Source organism: Pseudomonas sp. LBUM1661 (genome assembly GCF_059695925.1).
On record NZ_CP166794.1, the window covers coordinates 3,725,029 to 3,749,311 of the forward strand.

A 24,283-nucleotide genomic window follows, 5' to 3' on the forward strand; every position below is an offset into this window, starting at 1 on the left:
TCCCCCTCTTCGCTTCCCCCAAGGAACCTCCATGTCCGGGCTTGAACTGTTTGCCGCCAGCCTCGGCGTGATTGCCGTCTGGCTGACGGTCAAACAGAACCCTTGGTGCTGGCCCATCGGCCTGGTCATGGTGCTGCTTTATAGCTGGATCTTTTTTGAGGTGAAGCTGTACTCGGACATGCTGCTACAAGTGATCTACGCCGGGTTTCAGCTCTATGGCTGGTGGCAATGGACCCGTGCCGGTGAATCGCATCAGGGTCGGCGGGTCAGCCTGCTTGAAGGCAAATCGGTCGCGTTCGGCCTCGCCATCGGCGCGCTCGGCAGCCTGTTGCTCGGCGCGGCAATGGCGCACTGGACCGATGCCGCCCAACCCTGGCTGGATGCGGCGCTGACCGGCTTCAGCCTGGTGGCGCAGTTCTGGATGGCGCAAAAACGTGTGCAATGCTGGCCGTTGTGGATCGCTCTGGATGTGGTCTTCGTCGGACTGTTTATCTACAAAGGCATGTACCTGACCGCTGGCCTCTATGCACTGTTCACCCTGATTGCCGTGCAAGGCTGGCGAGAATGGCGTACCGATCCGGCGTTGCGCACATGAAAGTGCTGGTGCTGGCAGGGCCGGAATCCAGCGGCAAGAGCTGGCTTTCGAGCGAGATCCAGGCCCAATTTGGCGGCCTGTTGGTCGGTGAATACGTTCGGCATTTCATCGAAACTGAAGCCCGCGAAACCTGCTACGACGACATCACTGCCATCGCACAGGGCCAGCTGGCGTGGGAAGACGAAGCACGCGCCAATCAACCGTCACTGCTGATTCTCGATACGCACCTCTTGAGCAATATCCTTTGGAGCCGCACGCTGTTCAGTGCTTGTCCGGCCTGGATCGAGCAAGCATTGCTGGCACGGCACTACGACCTGCATCTGCTGCTGAGCCCAGACACCGTGACCTGGCATGACGACGGGCAGCGTTGCCAGCCGCAACTGACAGAACGCCAGGCGTTTTTCCAGGCCAGTCGCCAATGGCTTGAGCGGCACCGCCAGCCTTTTCAGGTGCTGCAAGGAGACTGGAAACAGCGCAAGGACGCGGCATTCGAGGCCGTGACGCGTTTGGTCAAGGCCTGACAGGGCATCCCGGCCCCGCCACAAATGTCCATTTCTGAAACACTCTTCTGTGCGAAAACCCGCGATCTAAAGCGGCTCAAGCTCGCCCGCAAGAAAATGTTACGCCACTGATACACCCTGCCTTCAGAGCCCTTTAGCGAGCACTGCCGCCAGCATGGACGGCGCTTTTGCGTGGATCTGTCTCAGCGGCGTTACAAATTTTTTTTGACCCATGCGATTAATAAATCCAACTAATTGGTTTTAAACGGAAAACCAAAACCGGCACACCTTCTGCTCTCTCCCTCACAACGCTGATAAGGGCCCAGCGTTCCACTTACAGAAGGAATTGCCGCCGTGGGGAAATTTGATAACCGCCTCTATAGCCTTCTTTTAATTGGATGCGCGCTGGGCTCAGTTGTCTGCCTGCCAGTACAGGCCGACAACGGCATTATTACGATCAAACGCGATGTCCAAACGCGCAACGCAACGATTCCACCCGTGATTCCCGATCCAAACCCCACGACCGTCAATGCCAACCCGTCCAAACAGATCCTCAGTCAAACGAACGAGTTGAGCGACGGCGACTTTGCCAATGTCGCCAGTGGTGCAAGCATCTCCCGCCTGATCACTCAAAACACCAACAACCTGGGCGGCAATATCAGCAACCAGACCCAGCTTTCCAACCTCCCTGCCGGACGTTCGGGAAATTCGGGCAATGGTATTGCCAACATGGTCAATTCAAACATCCAGCAAGGCCTGGGTGCTCTGAAAATCATAACGGGAGACCGTTAAGATGAATCGTACGCTGCTGATTATCGCCATGTTTTGCAGTGCTTCGACCTTTGCCCAACCTCCCGTCATCAACAACGCCGACATCGACGGTTCGGGCATGCAGTACCAAGGCAACCTCGCGGTTAACCAGGCTGCCGGCGATCTGCAGCAACAGGCTAACGCCCGGGCCATCGCCGTTGGTCATAACGCCAGCGCGACCACGCAGATTCGCCAACGGTTGCGCAGCCACGTCGACCCCACGATCGATGCCACCTCCAGCATCCAGGGTAGTTCCTTCAGTCACGGCAACGGCGTACTGGGTGTCAACCAGAGCGCGGGCGCCAGCAACCAGCAAGCCAATGCCCTGCGGATAAGCATCAGTGCTCAGCCGCAAAGTATCGACGACAGCGTCCTCAGGCAACAGAACGTGGCGCTGGTCACCAACTCCGATCCAACTGCTTCTGCACCAGGCTATCGCCAGGTCGCTACCAGCGACCAGGCCTTCACCGGTAGCCGTGGGGTGATTCAGTTGAATCAGAGCGCCGGGGTGGGAAACCGAACGGCCAACACCCTGAGCGTACGGGTCGCGGATTGACCCAAAAAGGTAGAAACAACACTTAACCTAAAATAAGTACGGAGAATCACCATGAAACCTTCGATGGCAATCAAGCCTCTGGTTTTCGCAATTGCTGCGGTCATGGCTGTTGCTGTACAAGCTGGGCAGCGTGACGACCACCATAATGGCCACCACAATGGCCATAATAACAACGGTCATCACACCCCTCCTCCAACCAAGATCCCGGTTTATGCAACTGCCAATGCCTGGGATAACCAAAGCAGTACCGGCAACCGCATCCGCAATGAAGGGACTGTCAACGATGCCGAGATGACCAGCTCTGCCACCGGCACCAGCGGTAACGTCGGCGTCAACGTGGCGGCAGGCAGTGGCAACCAACAAGACAACGCGGCCGCCATCGCAAACGCTGCGTCAGACTCCAGTCTCGACAACAGCTTCGTGTTCGGTACTGCTTCCGCTACCGCCAGCGTGCGTCAATACAGCAACAATAACCGCGTCGACAACTATGGCAGCACTGCTTCTGCCGCCATGAGCGGATCGGGCAACAGCGGCAGCGGCAACATGGGGATCAACATTGCTGGCGGCGATCTGAACCAGCAGAAAAACACCATGGCGATTGCCAATACCAATGCTCCACTGGGTAACGCAACGGCCACCGCTTCCGCCGATCAACAAGGTCCTGGCCTGATTGTGAATAACAACGCCGATCGGACGTATCGTGTGGATACCATCACCGTTACCAATTCGGCCAGCGGTAGTTTCTCGAAAGATAAATCGTTTGAGGCAAGCGGCAGTCAAAGCGCTTCTTCAAGCTGGAACAAGGCCGGTTCCAAGAGCTATGACGCCAGCGGTTCAAAAAGCGTTGATATAAGCGGTTCGAGCGCCAGCAATGCCAGCGGTTCCAGCAGCAGCAATGCCAGCGGTTCCAACAGCAGCAGTGCTAGCGGTTCTTCGAGCGCTTCTTTGAGTGCTTCCTTGAACGCTACGCTGGACGCAGCTGCCGCGGCTTCGAGCTCCACTACCGTCAACAACGGCTGGGGCGATCGCACTCGCAGCAGGTCTTCCGAGGCATCGCTTAACGCCTCGCTCGACGCAACGCTTGATGCTTCGATAGACAAATCGTACGACAGATCGCACGACTCCTCGTACGACAAATCGCGCGACTCTTCGTACGATAAATCACGCGATTCGTCGTTCGAAAAATCGTACGACAAGTCGTACACGAAGTCGTCTGACTCCTCGTACGAAAAATCGGGTAGCAAATCGTCCGAGTCCGCATACGACAAAGCGAAAAGCTACAGCGAAAGCAGCTCTTATGATTTGAGCAACACCTACTCTTATCAAGTGCTGACTCCAACTGGCTGGGCAAACCCTGTGACCAACACTGCAACCCTGAGCGGTTCGGTGAATGGCGGCAGTGGCAACCTGGGCGTCAACGTGGCTGCTGGTGTGGGCAACCAACAAAGCAACTCGCTGGCCATTTCCAACAACTCGTTCTAATAGTTGTCTCTGGAGGCCCCCTTACGGGGGCCTTTTTCAACCCCACCAGAAGGCATCCCACAATGCGCATTATCGCCTTGGCATTTTTGCTTTGCGTGGCCAGCGTGATCGAGGCTGCACAACTGCCGCTTTCCGTCCTGCCGGGCGGCGCGGTGATCTATAAGCCGATCCAGAGCATACGTGAGCGCAAGTTTGCCGACCTGGTACAACAGAAAACCGACTTCAGTTGCGGCGCCGCGGCGCTGGCGACCATCTTGCGCCAAGCCTATTGGCTGGACGTGAACGAAGAACAAATCATCGAAGGCATGCTGGCTCACTCCGATCAAGACCTTGTCCGCGTCCAGGGCTTCTCCATGCTCGACATGAAGCGTTACGTGGAAAGTATCGGCATGCGGGCCCGTGGCTACCGGGTAGCGACGGAAACGCTGAACGAAATCCGCATTCCGGTTGTTGTTCTCTTGGATATCCGTGGCTACAAACATTTTGTGGTGATGCAGAAGGTCCAAGACGGCTGGGTCTATATCGGAGATCCGGTGCTCGGTCATAAACGCTACAAAGTCGACGACTTTGTCAAAGGCTGGAACGGCATCATCTTCGCCGTCATCGGCCAGGGTTACGACAAAACCAACGCGTTGCTCGACCCACCCATGCCATTGACCGCCAAGAACCGCCTCAACACCTTCAACCCGGTGCAAGACGCAGAATTGATGGATTTCGGATTCATCAAAAGCGACTTCTTCTAATAATAAGGGAGCACGACGCTCCGGGAGCATCCAATGAAGACTTCACTCTGGCTGGCCGTGGTTTGCCTGACCGCCAGCCTGCCGACCCAGGCACAGACCTTCAAACCCATTGAGCTCAAGGATCAGGAATTGGCGAACCTGCGAGGCCGCTTTGTCATGCCGGGCCGGATCATCAGTTTCGGTGTGGTCATGACCAGCACCTGGCAAAATGCCAAAGGTGACGTGATTGGGGCAACGTCCTCGATGCAAATTCAACAATCGACCAGCCAGCCACAGTTCTATGTGTCAATGATCGACGAAAAAGGCGACCCAGCGCGTTCGCAAGGCACCGGTACCGGCACCGTCACGGGCGGCAGCGGCCTCAACAGCACCGAAGGCGTCACTCAGGTCGTGCGTGCTGCCGGCGACAACAACACGGCCTACAACAACGTTGATATCAATGTCTCAAAGGCTAACCAGGCGCCAACAACGCAACAGCAGGGCCAGGCACTGGCCGCAGGCGGGACAATGGTCGGCTCGAATGGCGCGGGCTCGCTGAGCGTGTCCTCGACGGGTTCGGGCATGCAACTCAACATCGTTGCCAACAACAACCAAGGCAGCACCGTACAACGCCTGGCCCAAGGCGGGCTGATGCAGAACACAACGTTGCTCGGCGGTAGCAACCAGGTCAGAAACCTCACGTCCCTCAATGTCGTGCTGCGTGACAATGCACCGACAGCTGGATCGCTGAACGGCAATCTAGACCAGCTGAGGGGCCTACGCACTATCGGATTCTGATCTACGCTCAGTCTCATTCAGATGTAGTCAGAAGGGACGGCTAACCCATGCACCGATCTTTAACGTTCAACGCTATCGTATGTTTGAGTAGCCTGGCGCCGGCCACAGCGCTATACGCAGCACCGGACCCCCAGGTCGAATTACTAAAACAAGAACTCATGGAGTTGAAACAGCGTTACGAAGCACAACAGAACGCGCTGATGGTACTTGAGCAACGCGTTCGCCAAGTCGAAGAAGCACCTGCAACACCTGCTCCCAAACGCCTGACCAAATCCCCCGCCGAACCGGCCAGGGGCGGTCAGGCGGTGGCCGCCGGTGCGCCAGGAACCACCGGGAGTTCATACGGCCAATCGCTCAAAGATGATTCCGAACCCGCGCAAAGCGTGTCCAACCTGTATGACGAAGCCAGCGGCTTCTTCGGCGGCGGCAAGTTCAGCGTCGAAACCGGCCTGACCTACACGCACTACGATACCCGTGCATTGACGCTCAACGGCTTCCTGGCTCTGGACTCGATTTTTCTCGGCAACATCAACCTCGACCGCATCAAGGCCGACAACTGGACCCTGGACCTGACCGCCCGCTACAACGTGGCACAGCGCTGGCAGTTCGACATTAACGTCCCCGTTGTTTATCGCGAATCCACGTATTCCTCCGGTGGCGCGGGTGGCGCAGGCCCGGTGACGTCGGACGCAACCGTTACGCGCGACCCGACCATCGGCGACGTCAACGTTGGCGTGGCTTACAAGTTTCTGGATGAGTCGGCCAACCTGCCCGACGCGGTCGCTACACTGCGCGTCAAGGCGCCAACCGGTAAAGATCCTTACGGCATCAAGCTGGTCGAGGATCCGAGCAACGATAACCTCGCGGTACCGGAGAGCTTGCCTACCGGCAACGGTATCTGGTCGATCACCCCGGGTATCTCGCTGGTCAAGACCTTCGACCCGGCCGTGCTGTTCGGCAGCCTGTCGTACACCTACAACATGCAAGACTCTTTCAGCGACATCAGCCCGCAGGTTGACTCCAAGGTCAAGGGCGACGTGAAACTGGGCGACTCCTGGCAAATCGGCGCGGGCATTGCGTTTGCCTTGAACGAGAAGATGAGTATGTCGTTCTCGTTCACCGATCAGTTCGCTGGCAAGAGCAAGATCAAACCGGACGGCGGCGATTGGCAATCGATTTCCAACAGCGATTACAACTCGGCTAACTTCAACATCGGCATGACCCTGGCAGCCACCGATAACCTGACGATCGTTCCCAACCTGTCCATTGGCCTGACGGATGACTCGCCGGACTTTTCCTTCAGCCTGAAATTCCCGTACTACTTCTAATCCGGCCTCAACAAAAAACCCGCTTTAAGGCGGGTTTTTTGTTGAGCTTTTACGTGCAGTTCAACGAATCTGATGCTTGTGCAACAACCGGTAGAAGGTCGGCCTGGAAATCCCCAGCACCTTGGCAGCGATGCTCAGATTATCGCTATGGCGGTTGAGCACATCGCACAAGGCCTGGCGCTCGGCGCGAATCTTGTAGTCCTCCAGCGTGCCCATGGGCGTGGCGAAGGCCTGTTGACTCATCAACCCCAGGTCTCGCGCCTCGATCTGCCGGCCTTCGGCCAACACCAGCCCGCGGCGCACCCGGTTGGCCAACTCGCGGACATTGCCCGGCCAGTCATGCTTGCCCATGGCAATGAGCGCGTCTTCACTGAAACTGCGAGGGCGGCGACCGGTTTCATGGCTGTAGAAATGGGAGAAGTGGTTGGCCAGCATCGACAAATCACCGTGTCGCTCACGCAACGGTGCGGTGGCGACTTGCAGCACGTTCAGGCGATAGTACAAATCTTCGCGAAAGCGTTTCTTCTCGATGGCGGCCTCAAGGTCGACGTGCGTCGCCGCCAATACCCGCACATCCACCGGAATCGGCTGACTGCCGCCCACGCGTTCGATGTGTTTTTCTTGCAGGAAGCGCAGCAGATTGGCTTGCAGCTCCAGGGGCAGATCACCGATTTCATCGAGAAACAGGGTCCCGCCGTTGGCGGCCTCGATCCGTCCGACCTTGCGTTGATGGGCGCCGGTAAACGCGCCCTTCTCGTGGCCAAACAGTTCGGACTGGATCAGGTGTTCGGGTATCGCGCCGCAGTTGATCGCGACAAAGGGTTTGCTGTGACGCTGGGATTGTCGATGCAGGGTGCGGGCGACCAGTTCTTTACCCGTCCCGCTTTCGCCCCGGATCAATACGGGTGATTCGGTGGGCGCCAGTTTGCTCAGCAACTTGCGCAATTCACGAATAGGTTTGCTGTCGCCGAGCAGTTCGTGCTCAGGCTGATCAATGTGAACCGTGCCCTGCCCGCGCAAACGGGCCATGCCGAAGGCCCGGCCTAACGTCACTTGAACCCTGGAGACATCGAACGGCAGGGTATGGAAATCGAAGAACCATTCACAGACAAAGTCCCCGACATTTTGCAGCCGCAGGACTTCCTGGTTGAGTACAGCGATCCACTCGGTGCCGCTGCGACTGATCAGCTCTTTGACGGCCTCGGGGCGCTCCAGGTGAAAAGGTTGCAATCGCAGCAGGCCAACGTCGCAGGTTTTGTCACCGGCGTTTTCCAGCGTGCAGCTGTCAACATCCCAACCCACAGAGCGTAAACCCGGCAAAAGACGATGACAGTCGTCGCAAGGGTCCACTACTAACAGACGTCGTAAGGCAGGCGCTTCGATCATGACTGTTCCTTGGCGCCAAATTTTAGGAAATATTATTAAAAACAGTCATTTGGCGGACCTGGCTGTAACATTAGCAAGAATTTGACACGCCCTTGTATCGTTTGACTATAGACCTGCTGCTTAATTAGTTATAAGAACCCACTTTGTTAGTTACCTAACGACTCCACCCTTTCATTCAGCTTTCAACAACCGTCTGAACCTTTAACCGTTGAAAGAAAGTTGAAAATTCTTTTAATTGTATGTGACCCGTTCCCCGGTTGCGGGCATCAGTACAAGTAAGCAGCCGAACGGTAAGCCCAACCGACGGCACATCACTTGATTGGGCATAGAGAGAGAAAATCCCATGAACGCCCCGCTCCGTATCAACGAAGCTCTTTTGATTGCCAACCGCGCATTCCAACCGTTCCAATGCGTGGCCTGGGCTCCACAAGACGGAAATGGCGAGCTCTGCCTGTCCGTGATCGATCGCACCAACACCCGCATCGGCCGCGCACAAATCCCAAGCAGTGCGTATTCCGATCCCGCACAACTCGAACACGTGCTGGAACAAGCGCGAGCCGAATTGAGCCAGGAAGGCTACCAACTCCAGTCGTGGTTGATGCCACACTAAGCCTTTTGCGGATTACTTCGCGGTAATCCGCACCCTCCTCCCCCGTGCGTTAGTTAGCTGGCTTTCGCCCTCTGCACTGATGATGTTTGTTTAATCGAAGTTGCCGCAATTACTTGGCTGGCTAGCCATTGGTTCGAAAAGACACTCTTCTGGCACAAAGCGACTCTCCGCCTGTTGGTTTCGACAGTTGTGCGCCTGCTCATTCAGGGTTTGAATGCTTTTCTTAAGGCAGTCGCCGCCCCCAACTCCTGGATCAGGACGACTCGCAAGGAGATGCGTGCATGTCACTCCAGACGGCGTTTGCCGTACCTGCCACCCTGAACGACGGTGCAAACCTCGATACAACCTTTGCCGCCCAAGGCAAAACGCAAGTGTATTTCGCCGGCACCACGTCAAGCATGGCCAATGGCATCGCCGTTGATGCGCACGGCAGGCTGTTGGTGGCAGCGAAAGTCGGCGTGCCGGGCGGCAGCCGCTTTGGCTTGGCTCGCTTGCTGGAAGACGGTTCGGCAGACCTGGCATTCGGCAGACAAGGCAGCGTCATCGGCCAGTTTGAACCGTGCTTCGAGGCCATGGCCGGCAACGTCCATGTACTGCCCGACGGGCACATTCTGGTGGCTGGCCTGCACTACGAAAATGCGCAGCAGACACTGCCCGCCCTGGCCCTGTTTGATCCTCAAGGCCGCCCGGCTCATGGGTTTGGCGCCAATGGACGCTGCATTGTGCGCTTACCGGGCGGTCTGTCCCTGGGTGTGCGTGATGCCGCGCTGCCACACGGTGTCCCGGGCGCCGAAATCTGTGGGGTGTGCGTTCAGGAAGACGGTCAAATCCTGTTGCTGGCCAATCATCATTTCGAACGGGCCGATCATGTTGGCGTGCTGATACGGCTCAACGTCGATGGCTCGCTGGACACGTCTTTCAACGGTCGTGGTTTCGTGATCATCAGGCACTTGCTGATGAACACCTGGATCAGCAGCCTGGCGGTGCAGCGGGACGGCCGGATCCTGGTGGGCGGCTCGATCAACTTTCCCGAAGAGGGCTTGCTGGCCCGTTATCACACCGATGGCAGTCTGGACGAGAGTTTCGCCGTGGATGGTTTCATGACCTTCAAGGCGCAGGGGCACGGCGCACAGGTGCGTCAGATCGTGCAGCATGAAAATGGCGACTTGCAATGCTTTGGCAGCAGTCGCGAGCCGATGCAATGCATGGCGTTGAAAGTCCACCCTAACGGCCGCCCGGACAGTCATTGCAACGGCGGTCATCCGCAGCTGCTGAAAATCGGTCACAGCAACTGCCAGTGGAGCGCCGCCCAGGCACTGGCGGATGGCAGTGTGTTAACGGTTGGGGCAATGATCGGCGGCGTCGAAGCCGACTTCATTGTGGCCCGGCACTTGCCCGACGGACAGCTCGACAGCCGCTTCGGTGAGGGCAACGGTTGGGTGCGTACCCGCCTGGGTCGCAGCCTGGATATCGCCACTTCACTGGCCGTGCAAGCCGATGGCGGGATTGTCGTGGGAGGTTATTCGCTGGATGGAAACTACCGGGCAGTCGTGGCGCGTTACCTCACCTGAAACGATGTTTTTTTCCTACGCTTGATCTTCCTTTCCGCTTGCGGCAAGTTGCGCGCTTCTTAATACAAGGAGTAGCCGATGTCCGGTTCTATGGCCCAGGCGTTCGCACACAACTTTCTCGGGCATTCACCTCGCTGGTACAAGGCGAGTATCGTCGGTTTCCTGATACTTAACGCGCTGGTTTTATGGACGGTCGGCCCGGTGGCGGCCGGTTGGCTGTTGGTGCTTGAGTTCATTTTCACCCTGGCCATGGCGCTCAAGTGTTATCCATTGATGCCCGGCGGCCTGTTGCTGGTCGAAGCGCTGCTACTGAAGATGACCACGCCCCAAGCGCTTTATGATGAGCTGGTGCACAACTTCCCGGTGATCCTGCTGCTGATGTTCATGGTGGCCGGCATTTACTTCATGAAGGACCTGTTGCTGTTTCTGTTCTCGCGTTTGCTGCTGGGGGTGCGCTCCAAGGCGCTGCTGGCGTTGATGTTCTGTTTTCTGTCGGCATTTTTGTCGGCGTTTCTCGATGCCTTGACCGTGACCGCCGTGATCATCAGTGCGGCCGTGGGGTTTTACTCGGTGTATCACCGCGTTGCGTCGGGCACTGATCCGCGCCAGGACAGCGCGTTCGGTGACGACCAGCACCTGCCCACCCTTCACCATGCCGACCTCGAACAATTCCGCGCCTTCCTGCGCAGCCTGTTGATGCACGGCGCCGTGGGCACTGCGTTGGGCGGTGTTTGCACGCTGGTCGGCGAGCCGCAGAACCTGCTGATCGGCCACGAGATGGGCTGGCACTTCGCTGAGTTCTTTCTGAAAGTCGCGCCGGTGTCGTTGCCGGTGCTAGTGGCGGGCCTGGTGACTTGCGTCCTGCTGGAGAAGTTGCGTTGGTTCGGTTACGGCACGCTGCTGCCGGACAACGTGCGCGCCGTGCTGGCCAACTACGCCGCCGAAGACAACGCCGAACGCACCTCGCGCCAACGCGCAGCGCTGATCGTGCAGGGCGTGGCGGCGTTGATTCTGATTGCCGGGTTGGCGTTTCACATCGCTGAAGTCGGCTTGATCGGGTTGATGGTGATTGTGCTGATCACCGCTTTCACCGGCATCACTGAAGAGCACCGCATCGGCAACGCGTTCAAGGACGCCATGCCATTCACTGCGCTGCTGGTGGTGTTCTTCGCCGTGGTGGCGGTGATTCACGATCAGCAACTGTTCACGCCGTTGATCCAGTGGGTGCTGGCGCTGCCAGCGGAGCAACAACCGGGCATGTTGTTCATTGCCAATGGATTGCTCTCGGCGATCAGCGACAACGTGTTCGTCGCGACCATCTACATCACCGAAGTGAAACAGGCGTTCCTGTCCGGTCACATGAGCCGTGAACACTTCGAGACATTGGCCATCGCGATCAACACCGGCACCAACCTGCCAAGCGTGGCGACGCCCAACGGCCAGGCTGCGTTCCTGTTCCTGCTGACGTCGGCGATTGCACCGCTGATTCGCTTGTCGTACGGGCGGATGGTGTGGATGGCGTTGCCGTACACGGTGGTGATGGGTGTTCTCGGCTGGTACGCCGTGAGCTACTGGCTGTAAACACCGACCAAATGTGGGAGCGAGCCTGCTCGCGAAGAGGCCATGTCAGTCAACATTGATGTTGAATGACACTCCGCCTTCGCGAGCAGGCTCGCTCCCACAGGGTTTGGTGGTGTCAGCGAGGGAGGATGTAGCGTTCGATTGCCTGGGCGGCGCCGTCTTCGGTGTTGGCGCCGGTGACCACGTCCGCTTGACGTTTTACCGCGTCTTCCGCCTGGCCCATGGCGATCGACAATCCGGCACGATGAAACATCGCCGGGTCGTTGCCGCCGTCGCCCAGGGCGGCGGTGTGTGCCAATGGCACACCGAGAAACTCGGCCAGTGTCGCCAGCGCGTCGCCCTTGTTGGCTTGCATGGCGGTCACGTCCAGGTAGATCGGCTGCGAACGCGAGACCTGCGCCTGGCCCTCGACCTTGGGCAGCAACTGCGCCTCCAGTTCAATCAGCAATGCCGCGTTGTTGCTGGTGGCGACGATCTTGTCGACGCGCTCAAGATACGGTTCGAAACTCTCCACCACCACTGGCGGATAGCCCAGGCCATGCTGCTCGCGCGGCACCATCGGCCCGTCCGGGTCTTTCAATAACCAATCGCCGCCGCTGAACACCCAGACCTCGAGGTCCGGCTGATCGGCAAACAGCGTCAATGCGGTCAGCGCGGCCGTCGCCGGCAAGTAATGCGCCACCAGCAAACTGCCGTCCGGGTTGACGATCGTGCCGCCATTGAAGGCCGCTGTCGGCAGATCGACGCCCAAGGCTTCAATCTGTTGCAACATGGCTTTGGGCGGACGCCCGGTGGCCAGGCTGAACAACACGCCGGCCTCGCGCAATGAACGCACCGCATCGATGGTGCGCTGACTGAGGCTGTGATCGGGCAGCAACAACGTGCCGTCCATGTCGCTGAGCAAAAACCGCACGGGGTGCTGCGTTACATCACTCATCCGAGGCTGTGCCAGACGCGACCGTCGCGGGTCAGCAATTCTTCGGCAGACTGAGGCCCATCCTCGCCAGCCGGATAACTCTGCACACTCGAATCCTGCTGCCAGGCATCGAGGAATGGCTGCACGGCGCGCCAGCCGTTTTCGATGTTGTCGGCGCGCTGGAACAGCGTCTGATCGCCGGTCAGGCAATCGTAGATCAAGGTTTCGTAGCCGGTGGACGGCTGCATTTCAAAGAAGTCCTTATAGGCAAAACCCAGCTCGATATTGGCCATTTTCAACGCCGGGCCTGGCCGTTTAGCCAGCAGATCGAACCACATGCCTTCGTTGGGTTGAATCTGGATCCGCAGGTAAGTCGGCTGCAACTCATCGACTTCGGTATCGCGGAACTGCGCATAGGGCGCTGGTTTGAAGCAGATGACGATCTCGGTGTCACGCACGCTCATGCGTTTGCCGGTGCGCAAGTAGAACGGCACGCCAACCCAACGCCAGTTGTCGATCATGACTTTGAGCGCGACGTAGGTTTCGGTGGTGCTGTCGGGCGCCACGTTGTTTTCCTGGCGATAGCCTGGCAACGACTTGCCATCGACCTCGCCGGCGGCGTATTGGCCGCGTACCGAGTTGGCCCGCGCCTCCTCGACCGACCAGGGGCGAATTGCGCCGACCACCTTGGCTTTCTCGCCACGGACCGCATCGGCGCCAAACGCGGCCGGTGGCTCCATGGCCACCATTGCCAACAACTGGAACAAGTGATTGGGCACCATGTCCCGCAGGGCGCCGGTGTGTTCATAAAAACTGCCACGGGTTTCCACGCCGACGGTTTCGGCGGCGGTGATCTGTACGTGGTCGATGTAGTGATTGTTCCAGAACGCTTCGAACAGGCTGTTGGAGAACCGGCTGATCAGAATGTTCTGCACCGTCTCCTTGCCCAGATAGTGGTCGATCCGGTAGATCTGGTTTTCCGTCATCACCTTGAGCAAGCAAGCGTTCAAGGCTTCGGCGGTGTGCAGATCGGAACCGAAGGGTTTTTCGATCACCACCCTTCTGAACGCTTCGGGTGTTTCCTGCAGCAAACCGGCGGCGCCGAGACGGCGCACCACTTCACTGAAAAAGCGCGGCGCGGTGGCGAGGTAGAACACCGCGTTGCCGGTGCCGCTGGCGGCGATTTTTGCCGCCAGGGCTTGATAGGTGCTGTCGTCCAGGAAGTCGCCCTGGACGTAGCTGATGCCTTTGGCCAACTGGGCCCACAAGTCCGGGTCAAGGGCTTGATCGCCCTTGCCGACCTTGGTGGCCACTTCAGTGCGAATGAAGTCTTCGAGTTTTTTCGCGAAGGCGTCATCGCTGATGGCGTTGTGGTCAACGCCGATGATCCGCAGTCCATCCCCGAGCAAACCGTCGCGACTCAGGTTGTACAGCGCCGGCATCAGCAGACGCTTGACCAGATCGCCATGGGCACCGAACAGAAACAGCGTGGTCGGTGGTGCAGGTTCGGCCTTGGATTTATTGCGGATCAGACGCGTCATTTTTTCGAGGTCTCCACGTGGCCACCGAAGCCGAAGCGCTGGGCCGAAAGAATCTTGTCGCCAAAGGTACCTTGCCCGCGCGAACGGTAGCGTGAAAACAGCGAGTTCGACAGCACCGGTACAGGAACCGACTGTTCCATGGCCGCTTCGATGGTCCAGCGACCTTCACCGCTGTCAGCCACCGAGCCGGAATAACCGTCGAGCTTCGGATCGGCGGCCAGTGCATCGGCCGTCAGGTCGAGCAGCCAGGACGATACCACGCTGCCACGACGCCAGACTTCGGCGATGTCGCCGACATTCAGGTCGAAACGCTGATCTTCCGGCAGCTGGGTGCTGGCCTTGGTCTTGAGGATGTCGAAGCCTTCGGCGAAGGCCTGCATCATTCCGTACTCGATGCCGTTGTGGATCATCTTGACGAAATGGCCAGAGCCTGCGGGGCCGGCGTGGATGTAACCGCGCTCGGCACGGTCATCGTCCGACTTGCGGTCCTTGGTGCGCGGGATGTCGCCCAGGCCCGGTGCGAGGCTGTCGAACAACGGGTCGAGGCGCTTCACCACATCGGCTTCACCGCCGATCATCATGCAATAACCACGCTCCAGGCCCCAGACGCCGCCGGAGGTGCCGACGTCGATGTAGTGCAGGCCTTTTTCCGACAAGGTTTTCGCCCGGCGGATGTCGTCCTTATAGAAGGTGTTGCCGCCGTCGATGATGGTATCGCCGGCTTCGAGCAAAGAGCTCAGGGTGTCAATGGTGTCTTCGGTGGGCGCGCCGGCCGGCAGCATGACCCACACCGCGCGCGGCTTGGCCAGGCCGGCGACCAGTGCTGGCAGGTCGGCAGCGCCGGTGGCGCCCTCTTCGCTCAAGGTGTCGACGAAGGCGGTATTGCGGTCGTAAACAACGGTGGTGTGCCCGTTGAGCATCAGGCGCCGCGCAATATTGCCGCCCATGCGGCCCAGTCCAATAATCCCGAGTTGCATGTGCTGATGCTCCCTACTACAAATAAAGTGTGTCAAAGGTTATAGCCCAACGCGACTAATGAGGGTTAGTCCAGAGCGCTGGCACATAGTTTCCGGGCATTGTGCCCGATCCTGATTGATAACGTCGGTAATCGCGCCGAAGACACAACGACCATGAAAAATAAAAAAGTTCCCTTCAGGGGCAAAAGAAATCAATATCAGGGCCGATAGTAAGTCAGCATCCGATTTCGGGGCCGATTTACAGTTGAGGCAAGCCATTTGCGAGGTGAGCAATGGGCACAGTATACAAAGCAGAACCTGCACAAACCCTCTACGTTACGATTCGTCGAGATGAATTGCGCCAGTTGAAAGACGAGCGCGAGCAATTGAAGCGGGAGCTGGCGCAATTGCGCATGCTCACACAAGGCCATCAGGCCCAGTCTTTACCTGTCGCCCACCGCGCTCCACACGCCTGACCCCTCCTGCAATTCGGAAGCAGCCTCCTGCTGTTTCCGACCTGTCACGCCGTGCCTGATCCAGGCAGCTCACGAAGTTTTCACATCCATTTGTTGATACTCCGGCTCATTGTGGCCGCTCGGTATCCGTGCGCCACCCATTCGTCGGCGACCCGGCGATGCAAGTGAATTCTGGCTGGAGTGCTGAATGGCTTTGTTTAAACGCAGCAGTAAGTCTGCGAAAGGTTTTGATTGGACAGGTTTTCTCTGGTTGTTCCTGTTCTTCTGGTATTTTTCCGGCATCACCCAACTGCTGATCCAACTGACGGGCACCTCCGGTTTTACCGGGTTCCGCCAAGCCTTTGTGATGAGTGCCATCTGGCTGGCGCCGATGTTGCTGTTCCCTAAGCAAACACGGGTAATGGCCGCGCTGATCGGCGTGGTGCTGTGGGCTTGCTCGATGGCCAGCCTGGGTTACTTCTTCATCTATCAGCAGGAATTTTCCCAAAGCGTCATCTTCATCATGTTCGAATCGAACGTGTCGGAAGCCGGCGAGTACATGACGCAGTACTTCGCCTGGTGGATGGTGGCGGCGTTCCTCGCTCACACGCTGTTTGCCTATTTCCTGTGGACCCGCTTGCGCCCGGTGTACCTGCCCCGCGGTCAGGCGCTGGTCGCCGCCACCGCGATTCTGGTGGCCGTTATCGGTTATCCGATGGTCAAGCAAACCTTGCGCACCGGCAGCCTGGCCGCCGGTTTCGAGAAGTTCGAAACGCGCATCGAGCCCGCGGTGCCTTGGCAGATGGCGGTGGCTTACCACCGTTACCTCGACACCCTGGCCGGCATGCAAGACATGCTCAACAGCGCCAGCAAGATTCCACCGCTGCACAACCTGAAAGACACGATGGCCAATCAGCCGTCGACGCTGGTGCTGGTGATCGGCGAGTCCACCAACCGTCAGCGCATGAGCCTGTACGGCTACCCTCGGGAAACCACCCCGGGACTGGACAAACTCAAGGATCAACTGGCGGTCTTCGATAACGTCATCACCCCGCGCCCGTACACCATCGAGGCGTTGCAGCAGGTGCTGACCTTTGCCGATGAAGAAAGCCCGGACCTGTACCTGTCGACCCCGTCGCTGGTCAGCATGATGAAACAGGCGGGTTACAAGACCTTCTGGATCACCAACCAGCAGACCATGACCAAGCGCAACACCATGCTGACAACCTTCTCCGAGCAGGCCGACGAGCAGGTGTACCTGAACAACAACCGCAACCAGAACGCCGCCCAGTACGATGGCGATGTGATCGAGCCGTTCAACAAGGCCTTGACCGACGCCGCGCCGCGCAAGCTGATCGTGGTGCATTTGCTCGGTACGCACATGAGCTACCAATACCGTTACCCGTCGACCTTCGATAAGTTCAAGGATCGCAAAGGTGTTCCGGACGGCGTGCGCGACGATCAGGTGCCGACGTACAACAGCTACGACAACGCGGTGCTGTACAACGACTTCGTGGTGTCGAGCCTGATCAAGGACTACGCCAAGACTGATCCGAACGGCTTCCTGCTGTACCTCTCCGACCACGGCGAAGACGTGTTCGACTCCCCTGGCCATAGCACCCTGGGCCGCAACGAGAGCAAACCGACGGCGCCGATGTACACCATTCCCTTCATGGCCTGGGCTTCGCCGAAATGGCGTGAAACCCATGACTGGAGTTTCGCCGGTGATTTGTCGCGGCCGTACAGCAGTTCGCACCTGATCCATACCTGGGCCGACCTCGCCGGCCTGAGTTTCGATGAACTGGACCGCAGCAAGAGCCTGGTCAGCGACAGCTTCAAGGCGCGCCCATTGATGATCGGCAACCCGTACGAGCGCGAACAAAAGGCCTTGATCGACTTCAGCCTGATGAAACCCAAGGTGGCAGCGGAAGTCGTTCAGAAGTAATCCGTTGCACCTGAACTTGTAGGAGCGAGCTTGCTCCGGGCGGCGTTCCGACGATGAGCCTTAGGGCGATGCGTTTATCCAGTGGATACGCGTTATCGTTGACGTCCATCGCGAGCAGGCTCGCTCCTACAGAGCCCTCGAAACATCCTGAAATAGCAACAATTCTCGTTTATCACTAAATCCCCCCGCCCTCCTTCGTCTTTGAGCAAACGGAATTTTTTCCCTCGACGACAAGGAGTCGGCTGCGATGTTCGCGCCTATCACCCGTTCCATGACTTTTACCCTGGGCCTGTGCAGTGCCGCCCTGAGCCTGGATGTGCTGGCTGAAACCGAGCCTGACCAAGCGCCCGGCCGCACCCTCGAACTGGGTGCCACCAACGTCACCGCCCAAGGCCTGGGCAGCACCACCGAAAACACTGAGTCGTACACCACCGGCGCCATGAGCACCGCCACTCGCCTGAACCTGTCGATCAAGGAAACACCGCAATCGGTCTCGGTGGTCACTCGCCAGCAAATGGACGATTTCAAGCTCGACTCGCTCTCCAAAGCCATGAGCCAGACCACCGGCGTGGTGGTTCAACACAACGACTCGGACCGGGTCGTTTACTACTCCCGCGGCTACTCGATCAACAACTTCCAGGTCGATGGCATGCTGAACACCTTCAGCTACATGAAGTCCGATTCGGACACCATCATCTACGACCGCATCGAAGTGGTTCGCGGCGCAACCGGCCTGACCACGGGCGCCGGCGATCCTTCCGCCACCATCAACATGGTGCGCAAACGGCCGACGGCGCAGTGGGAAGCCAAGACCGGTGTCAGCGGCGGCAGCTATGACGATTACTACAGTTACCTGGACGTCGGCGGCCCTTTGGCATTCGACGGACGGCTGCGCGGACGTGGAGTGGTGGCCTATCGCGACAGCGATTCCTATCGCGATAAATATCAGCAGCAACGGGAAGTGGGCTACGGGATTCTCGAAGCCGACCTGACCGACGACACCGTGCTGGCGGTGGGTTACGACTATCAGAACAAACACGTCCAGGGCACGTCCTGGGGCACCGTGCCTTACTGGAACTCTGACGGCGGCAAAGCCAACCTCGGCCGCTCCACCAACATGGCCACGTCCTGGAGTTCCTGGCCGCTGAAGGACAAAACCGCGTTCGCCAATCTTGACCATCAACTGGGTGCTGGTTGGCACCTCAAAGCCGCCTACACCCACCGCGAAAGCGACACCGACGGCAAGATCTACTACGGCGGTGGCGGCTTCCCGAATGCCGATCGCAGCGGCATGTTCGCCAACGTCAGCCACATGATAGGCACGCAAAAAATGAAGGCTTATGACTTCAATATCTCCGGCCCCTATTCGCTGCTAGGCCGGGAACACGAGTTGATGGTGGGATATGGCGAAGCCGAGCGCAGTGAAGACAATCCCTACACGGTGGATGGCCCCATCGCCGACGATTACGCAAGCATCCGCGACTGGAAATACATGGGTGACATCGCCAAGTTCCCCGACACGGTCACTAGCCTCCCCGCGTCGAAAGACAGTACCCGCCAAAAGGCCGGTTACCTCGCCACTCGCCTGAGCCTGACGGATGAACTGCACGCGGTGCTCGGCAGCCGTTATGGCAGCTGGAAAGCCTCGAAGACGTCCTATAGCTATGACGCCAATCTGCAACTGAGCGGCTCTGAGAACACCCGCCAGCAGCACAACGACATGTGGACGCCCTACGCCGGCCTGCTCTACGACCTCACCCCGGAATACACCGTTTACGTCAGTTACACCGACATTTTCAAGCCGCAATCCAACCGTGACAGCAGTCGCAAATACCTCGAACCGGTGGTGGGCAGCAACTATGAACTGGGGCTCAAGGGCAGCCTGCTGGAAGAGCGGCTGAACCTTGCCACCGCGCTGTTCTGGAGCAAGCAGGACAACGTCGCGGAGCTCGACGACTCGGTGCCACCGGACCCGGTGACCAACGAGGAATTCTTCAAGTCCGGCGGTAAAGGCAGCAAGGTCCAGGGCTTCGAAGCCGAGGTCTCGGGCGAGGTCATGGCAGGCTGGAACATGACCGCCGGTTACACCTACACCCACTCGCTCAATGGCGAAAAGCAGCGCAGCAATACCAACCAGCCACTGAACATGGTCAGACTCTCAACCGCCTGGCACCTGCCCGGCGACTGGCAGGCGCTGACGGTGGGTGGCGCGGTGAATTGGCAGAGCGATATCTTCCGCGCCGCGAGGCGCCCGGTCGGACGCGACGCCGATGGCGAGCTGATCACCGAAAAAGCGAACATCCGTCAGGAGGCTTACACCGTGGTCAACCTGATGTCGCGTTATGCGTTTGACAGGCAGCTGTCGGCCTCGTTGAACGTCGATAACCTGTTCGACAAGAAGTATTACGAGAACGTCGGGTTCTACAACGGCAATTATTGGGGCGCCCCGCGCACGGTGACCCTGAGCCTGGACTGGAGGCTCTAAGGGGTTATTAATTCCCACGTAACGAAATCGGCGGATAATGGGCGCGTTCGAGATTGCATTGGCTCATGGACGAAAACGCACCCGATCTACGCAGTGGGAGGCAAACCATGAAACCTGTACCCCTGATCGTCGCTGGACTGATGACGTTCGTTTCGGCAAGCGCCTTTGCCGAAGGTGGCGCCGAACGCATGCGGTATTACTTCGAAACCCTGCGGTACCACCAACAGCAGGCGCTGGGTAATACCACCGAGGGCAAGCGCGCTGAACTCCGGGTTCCGGACGATCAAACCGCTCAAGTGACTGAGACCTATAAACCGAAGTAAGCCGCAACACAATCTGTAGCCGCTGGCGCAGCCTGCGTCCGGCTGCGCAGCAGTCGTAAATCCTGCCAACGCGGTGAACCAGAAACACCGGGGACTCAGGGTTTACGACTGCTGCGCAGCCGGACGCAGCCTTCGGCAGCTGCTACAAGGTTTTTCGTCGTTGCGACTACAGCGGTTTGGTCCAGAACAGCATCCGCCCGTGAGACGGGTCGAACATGCCCGGCGCGAAACCGAACTTGCCATAGGACGCCTGGGCGACTGCGTTACCTTCCAAGACTTCCAGGGTGATTTTGCAGCAGCCACGCTGGCGGGCGATGTCCTCGACCTTTTGCAGCATCTTCTGGCTCAAGCCCAGCCCGCGAAATTTCTTCACCACCATCACATCGTGCACGTTGACCAACGGTCGGCAGGCAAACGTCGAGAAACCCTCAAAGCAATTGACCAACCCGGCCGGCTCCCCTCCCACGAACGCCAGCACGCTGAATGCATAAGGCCGTTTGGCCAATTCCCCCGGCAGTTGTTGCAGCACATCGGCGGGCAAGGAATGTCCACCGCCCATCGGGTCTTCAGCGTAATGGTTCAACACCAGGCCAATCGCCTCGGCATGCACCGCATTGGTGTAGCTGGCCTGAAGCACAAGAATTTCTGCGGATTCCATTTCCACCCTCGTTTACCCATCAAGTAGCCCCAGCGCGCTGCTCGCACTGGACAGCCGAACGACGATATCGCGAGCGCTGGGGTGCCGACAATCTTTCAGTGCCCCCAAATCAACGCTTCGGTCCACCCCAACTCGGCAAAATCCTCCGCCCTCAACCCCGACTCGCCGGCGCAGAAAAATTCGTCGAGTTGCGGCGGTTTGACCGAGGTGCCGCTGAGCATGGCGTGGACTTGCCCGCGATGATGGAGTTGGTGTTCGAACAGATGGGACAGCATGCGCAAGCGACTGTCATGTTGCGGCGTGTCCCGGGCGATGGTGACGATTTTCTCAAGGTCGGCGTCGCGCATTTGCTCGCAATAGGCGATCAGGCGCCGGTCCACCAGGGCTTGCTCGCGCTTGAGGTCTACGGCCTGCGTGAACGGCTCGTCGTTGTTGAAGAACACGTAGCAATCCGGGTGCGGGCCATCCCCGCGCAACTCCCGCTCCAGCGCATCCACGTAGAACCAGTCGCAGGTAAGAATGTGGTTGAGCGTCGCGCGCAAACTGGGAAAGAAACTGACCCGAGGCGCCGCCAATTCCGCGGCGCTCAACTGACTCCAGGCCTTGGCCAGTCGATGATTGGCCCAGGCGTTCTGATAGGCCATGGTCAGCAAATGGTGCGACAGGGGCTGATTCATGTTCGCGGCTCCTTGAATTCAAGCGTCGGCGAAACGTTGCAGCTGCATTTCCTGTAGGCGACTGAGGGTGCGGCGAAACGGGAATTCCAGATAACCCTCAGTGTAGAGCGACTCCATGGCGACCTGCGCTTCGAGGTACAGCGGCACCTTGCGGTCGTAGCACTCGTCCACCAGGGCGATGAAACGGCGCACACCGTCGTCATGCACCGACAATTGCGGCAATTGGCGATCGCCCGCCACCACCCGCTCGACACCGTCTTCAGTCCCGCGAGCGATGCGTCCTTCGCGTTTTTGCGCGCTGAGGTTGGGCACGTCACTCAACAGAATAGCCTTGAAGGTGTCGCACAGGGCCATGAAATCCATGGCGGCGAAAGGCTGTTCACAGAGATCGGCATAACGACTCCAGAGCACCGTTTCACTGGCTTGCACCACATTGAGCGAACGGTAACCGACCTTGATCGGTTCGCTGGACACCGACTGGCCAACCGTCAACGCCTTGAACACCTCACTCAACGCGCCGGGCTGTCCGGGCGCCGCCACCCAGTAACGTTGCAAACCCTGGCCGGGGTGCAAGCGATGATCTTCGCCACCGTCCACGGCAATCACCTGCATGTGCTGCTTGATCGCCGTGATGGCGGGCACGAAGCGGTCGCGATTGAAGCCGTCCGCGTACAGTTGATCCGGCGGCTGGTTGGAGGTGCAGACCACCACCACGCCTTGCTCGAACATCACCTGGAACAAGCGCCCGAGAATGATTGCATCGCCGATGTCGTTGACGAAAAGCTCGTCGAAGCACAGTACCCGCACTTCCTCGCTCAGCTCGCGCGCCAGCGCCTTCAATGGGTCGGCGGTGCCGGTCAGCTGGAACGAACGCTGATGCACCCAGCCCATGAAGTGGTGAAAGTGTTGACGCCGCGCCGGGACCTTCAGGCTTTGGTAAAACTGGTCCATCAACCAGGTTTTACCGCGCCCGACCGGGCCCCAAAGGTAAACGCCGGTGATCGGCGTGCGTCCTTCGTGCAAGGCCTCGTAGCATTTTTGCAGCGCCCAGACGGCGTGCTCCTGGGCTTCGTCCTGGACGAAGCCCTTTTGTTCGATGGCACGCTGCCAGGCGCTGAGGGGGGAGTCGACATTCATGCGCGGCAGTATACGGCCCGGTTACAGGGAGATGTCTAGCCGGGCGATCTTGCCCTGTTCATTCAGGCGAAACATATAGCGCAATTCCAGCGGGCTGCCGGGGAACGTGCCGGAGATCAGGTTATGCACCAGCACCTTGCCCGTGCGCAGTTGCACGTCGAGCACTTCGACCCGTGGCTGGTAACGCTGGGCGGTGTCTTCCATCCATTGGGCGATGGCCTGGGTGCCGATCCGGTGCTGACCTTCATCGAACACATTGGCATCCTCAGCGAAAAAATGGGTGACCCTGGAGGTGTCGCGTGCATTGGCGGCAGCAATGTACGCGGCGATGGCGGGCGCCAGTGAAGAGGCGGAATTGGACATGGTTGCGGCTCCTTGTTTGTTGATTCTGGCACCATGCTAAAACAAGCCTGTGTCAGTTCTTGTCAGGAGTGAAACGCCCCGCTTCATCCAGTTGCATCTGCTTGCGCCAGGTGCGCAACAGGTCGCTGCGCCGTCCCGGATAGCGCTCGCCCTGCTCGCTGGCGGCCGAGATCCGATCGGTGCGAAAGGTCCGATAGGCGCTGCGCAGTTCACACCAGGCGACGATGATTCGTACCTCATTGAGAAACCCCAGGGCCAGCGGCCAGATCAGCCGTTGGCTGGGCACCTGCTGGGCATCGGCGTAGTCGATGTGCAGCTTGGCCTGATCGCGGATGGCCTGGCGAAACACGTTCAGTGGCACCGCGTTCGGTGCAAAGCCATAACCGCGCGGCCCCGGCAGCACCGTCGGATTACGTAGCGCCTCCAGCGCTTCCGGGGCCAACACCGCTGCAATCTTCGCCAGCGCATCGGTCGCGGCTTTGCTCAAGACCTCGTCCCCACGCTGATCGACGTAGCGCAAACCGAGCACGATGGCTTCGGTTTCGTCGGCATTGAGCATCAACGGTGGCAGAAACAAACCGCTGCGCAGGACGTAGCCGATGCCTGCCTCGCCATAGATTGGCGCACCCAGGGCAGTGAGTTCGGCAATGTCGCGGTACAGCGTGCGTTCAGAAATATCCAGTTCGCCCGCCAGCGTCGCCGCCGTGACCGGTCGGCTTTTGCCACGCAGCACTTGCAACAAAGTGAGTAAACGAGTGGTACGCGACACGATAGGCTGGCTCTGTCGGTAAAAGTTGCCGCAGCTTAGCAGAGGCCCCTGTCAGAAAGTGGCAGTAGCCAGTGAGTCCGGTGGTCGGCCGTTTTACCGCGCATGAAAATGCACCTTGA

General features: G+C 58.8%; 24 protein-coding genes. 15 read left to right on the plus strand and 9 right to left on the minus strand.

What is annotated here, in order from left to right; translation table 11 throughout:
* Positions 1-31 precede the first annotated feature (31 nt).
* The 8 genes from pnuC to fapF all read left to right on the plus strand — a co-directional run bounded on the left by pnuC (position 32) and on the right by fapF (position 6,791).
* Positions 32-595 (plus strand): nicotinamide riboside transporter PnuC, encoded by a 564-nt coding sequence (pnuC, locus tag ACA057_RS16990; protein WP_497340632.1) that lies wholly within the window; start codon positions 32-34, stop codon positions 593-595.
* A complete protein-coding gene (locus ACA057_RS16995) occupies positions 592-1,116 on the plus strand; it encodes an AAA family ATPase (RefSeq protein ID WP_497349938.1) in 525 nt (174 codons plus the stop codon). Before pnuC ends, ACA057_RS16995 begins: the two co-directional genes overlap by 4 nt.
* A gap of 333 nt (positions 1,117-1,449) precedes the next feature.
* Entirely contained in the window at positions 1,450-1,887 is a 438-nt protein-coding gene (gene fapA / locus ACA057_RS17000; RefSeq protein ID WP_497340634.1) for a functional amyloid chaperone FapA, read from the plus strand.
* Between the two features lies 1 nt (position 1,888).
* A complete protein-coding gene (gene fapB, locus ACA057_RS17005) occupies positions 1,889-2,461 on the plus strand; it encodes a fibril amyloid subunit FapB (RefSeq protein ID WP_497340636.1) in 573 nt (190 codons plus the stop codon).
* 51 nt (positions 2,462-2,512) lie between these two features.
* Positions 2,513-3,943: an amyloid-like fimbrin subunit FapC gene (gene fapC / locus ACA057_RS17010; protein WP_497340638.1), complete on the plus strand. Its 1,431-nt coding sequence runs from the start codon at positions 2,513-2,515 to the stop codon at positions 3,941-3,943.
* Positions 3,944-4,005: 62 nt separating this feature from the next.
* Positions 4,006-4,686, plus strand: coding sequence for a fibril amyloid maturation endopeptidase FapD (gene fapD / locus ACA057_RS17015; RefSeq protein WP_497340641.1), 681 nt, complete (start codon positions 4,006-4,008; stop codon positions 4,684-4,686).
* Positions 4,687-4,719: 33 nt separating this feature from the next.
* On the plus strand, positions 4,720-5,463 hold the full coding sequence (gene fapE, locus ACA057_RS17020; protein ID WP_497340643.1) for a fibril amyloid subunit FapE: 744 nt from the start codon (positions 4,720-4,722) through the stop codon (positions 5,461-5,463).
* 47 nt (positions 5,464-5,510) lie between these two features.
* A complete protein-coding gene (fapF, locus tag ACA057_RS17025; RefSeq protein ID WP_497340645.1) occupies positions 5,511-6,791 on the plus strand; it encodes a fibril amyloid transporter FapF in 1,281 nt (426 codons plus the stop codon).
* 60 nt (positions 6,792-6,851) lie between these two features.
* On the opposite strand, the gene ACA057_RS17030 is transcribed toward fapF, so the two are convergent.
* Complete coding sequence (locus tag ACA057_RS17030) at positions 6,852-8,177, minus strand: sigma-54 dependent transcriptional regulator (RefSeq protein WP_497340647.1); 1,326 nt, start codon at positions 8,175-8,177, stop codon at positions 6,852-6,854.
* A 343-nt stretch (positions 8,178-8,520) separates the two neighbouring features.
* Here ACA057_RS17030 and ACA057_RS17035 point away from each other — a divergent pair, with 343 nt between their 5' ends.
* The 3 genes from ACA057_RS17035 to nhaB all read left to right on the plus strand — a co-directional run bounded on the left by ACA057_RS17035 (position 8,521) and on the right by nhaB (position 11,939).
* The gene (locus ACA057_RS17035) at positions 8,521-8,787 is read left to right on the plus strand and encodes a hypothetical protein (protein ID WP_497340649.1); all 267 of its coding nucleotides are present in this window, start codon (positions 8,521-8,523) and stop codon (positions 8,785-8,787) included.
* 281 nt (positions 8,788-9,068) lie between these two features.
* Positions 9,069-10,358, plus strand: coding sequence for a hypothetical protein (locus ACA057_RS17040; protein ID WP_497340651.1), 1,290 nt, complete (start codon positions 9,069-9,071; stop codon positions 10,356-10,358).
* Positions 10,359-10,436: 78 nt separating this feature from the next.
* Positions 10,437-11,939 (plus strand): sodium/proton antiporter NhaB, encoded by a 1,503-nt coding sequence (gene nhaB / locus ACA057_RS17045; protein ID WP_497340653.1) that lies wholly within the window; start codon positions 10,437-10,439, stop codon positions 11,937-11,939.
* A 115-nt stretch (positions 11,940-12,054) separates the two neighbouring features.
* Here the strand turns inward: nhaB and ACA057_RS17050 are convergent, their stop codons facing one another.
* Genes ACA057_RS17050 through gnd form a run of 3 tightly spaced genes read right to left on the minus strand, consistent with a single transcriptional unit; the run spans position 12,055 to position 15,373 of the window.
* Complete coding sequence (locus tag ACA057_RS17050; RefSeq protein WP_497340655.1) at positions 12,055-12,876, minus strand: HAD family hydrolase; 822 nt, start codon at positions 12,874-12,876, stop codon at positions 12,055-12,057.
* Entirely contained in the window at positions 12,873-14,396 is a 1,524-nt protein-coding gene (zwf, locus tag ACA057_RS17055) for a glucose-6-phosphate dehydrogenase (RefSeq protein ID WP_497340657.1), read from the minus strand. Before zwf ends, ACA057_RS17050 begins: the two co-directional genes overlap by 4 nt.
* Positions 14,393-15,373 carry a phosphogluconate dehydrogenase (NAD(+)-dependent, decarboxylating) gene (gene gnd / locus ACA057_RS17060; RefSeq protein WP_497340659.1) on the minus strand — a complete coding sequence of 327 codons (981 nt, stop codon included), beginning with the start codon at positions 15,371-15,373 and terminating at the stop codon, positions 14,393-14,395. The genes zwf and gnd overlap by 4 nt, the downstream gene beginning before the upstream one ends.
* Before the next feature lie 272 nt (positions 15,374-15,645).
* Between gnd and ACA057_RS17065 the strand changes: the two genes are divergently transcribed.
* The 4 genes from ACA057_RS17065 (at position 15,646) to ACA057_RS17080 (ending at position 20,560) form a co-directional block, all read left to right on the plus strand.
* On the plus strand, positions 15,646-15,828 hold the full coding sequence (locus tag ACA057_RS17065; protein WP_497340661.1) for a DUF6026 family protein: 183 nt from the start codon (positions 15,646-15,648) through the stop codon (positions 15,826-15,828).
* Positions 15,829-16,015: 187 nt separating this feature from the next.
* Positions 16,016-17,752: a phosphoethanolamine transferase CptA gene (locus ACA057_RS17070; protein ID WP_497340663.1), complete on the plus strand. Its 1,737-nt coding sequence runs from the start codon at positions 16,016-16,018 to the stop codon at positions 17,750-17,752.
* Between the two features lie 247 nt (positions 17,753-17,999).
* The gene (locus tag ACA057_RS17075; RefSeq protein ID WP_497340665.1) at positions 18,000-20,237 is read left to right on the plus strand and encodes a TonB-dependent siderophore receptor; all 2,238 of its coding nucleotides are present in this window, start codon (positions 18,000-18,002) and stop codon (positions 20,235-20,237) included.
* Positions 20,238-20,344: 107 nt separating this feature from the next.
* The gene (locus tag ACA057_RS17080) at positions 20,345-20,560 is read left to right on the plus strand and encodes a hypothetical protein (protein ID WP_497340667.1); all 216 of its coding nucleotides are present in this window, start codon (positions 20,345-20,347) and stop codon (positions 20,558-20,560) included.
* Between the two features lie 166 nt (positions 20,561-20,726).
* Here the strand turns inward: ACA057_RS17080 and ACA057_RS17085 are convergent, their stop codons facing one another.
* From ACA057_RS17085 to ACA057_RS17105, 5 genes are all read right to left on the minus strand, one after another.
* Entirely contained in the window at positions 20,727-21,218 is a 492-nt protein-coding gene (locus ACA057_RS17085; RefSeq protein ID WP_497340669.1) for a GNAT family N-acetyltransferase, read from the minus strand.
* 95 nt (positions 21,219-21,313) lie between these two features.
* Positions 21,314-21,895, minus strand: a complete 582-nt coding sequence (locus ACA057_RS17090) for a DinB family protein (protein ID WP_497340671.1) — start codon at positions 21,893-21,895, stop codon at positions 21,314-21,316.
* An 18-nt stretch (positions 21,896-21,913) separates the two neighbouring features.
* Positions 21,914-23,032: a cell division protein ZapE gene (zapE, locus tag ACA057_RS17095; RefSeq protein WP_497340673.1), complete on the minus strand. Its 1,119-nt coding sequence runs from the start codon at positions 23,030-23,032 to the stop codon at positions 21,914-21,916.
* Positions 23,033-23,053: 21 nt separating this feature from the next.
* Positions 23,054-23,395, minus strand: coding sequence for a nuclear transport factor 2 family protein (locus ACA057_RS17100; RefSeq protein WP_497340675.1), 342 nt, complete (start codon positions 23,393-23,395; stop codon positions 23,054-23,056).
* 52 nt (positions 23,396-23,447) lie between these two features.
* Positions 23,448-24,164 (minus strand): helix-turn-helix transcriptional regulator, encoded by a 717-nt coding sequence (locus ACA057_RS17105; RefSeq protein ID WP_497340677.1) that lies wholly within the window; start codon positions 24,162-24,164, stop codon positions 23,448-23,450.
* Between the last annotated feature and the right edge of the window lie 119 nt (positions 24,165-24,283).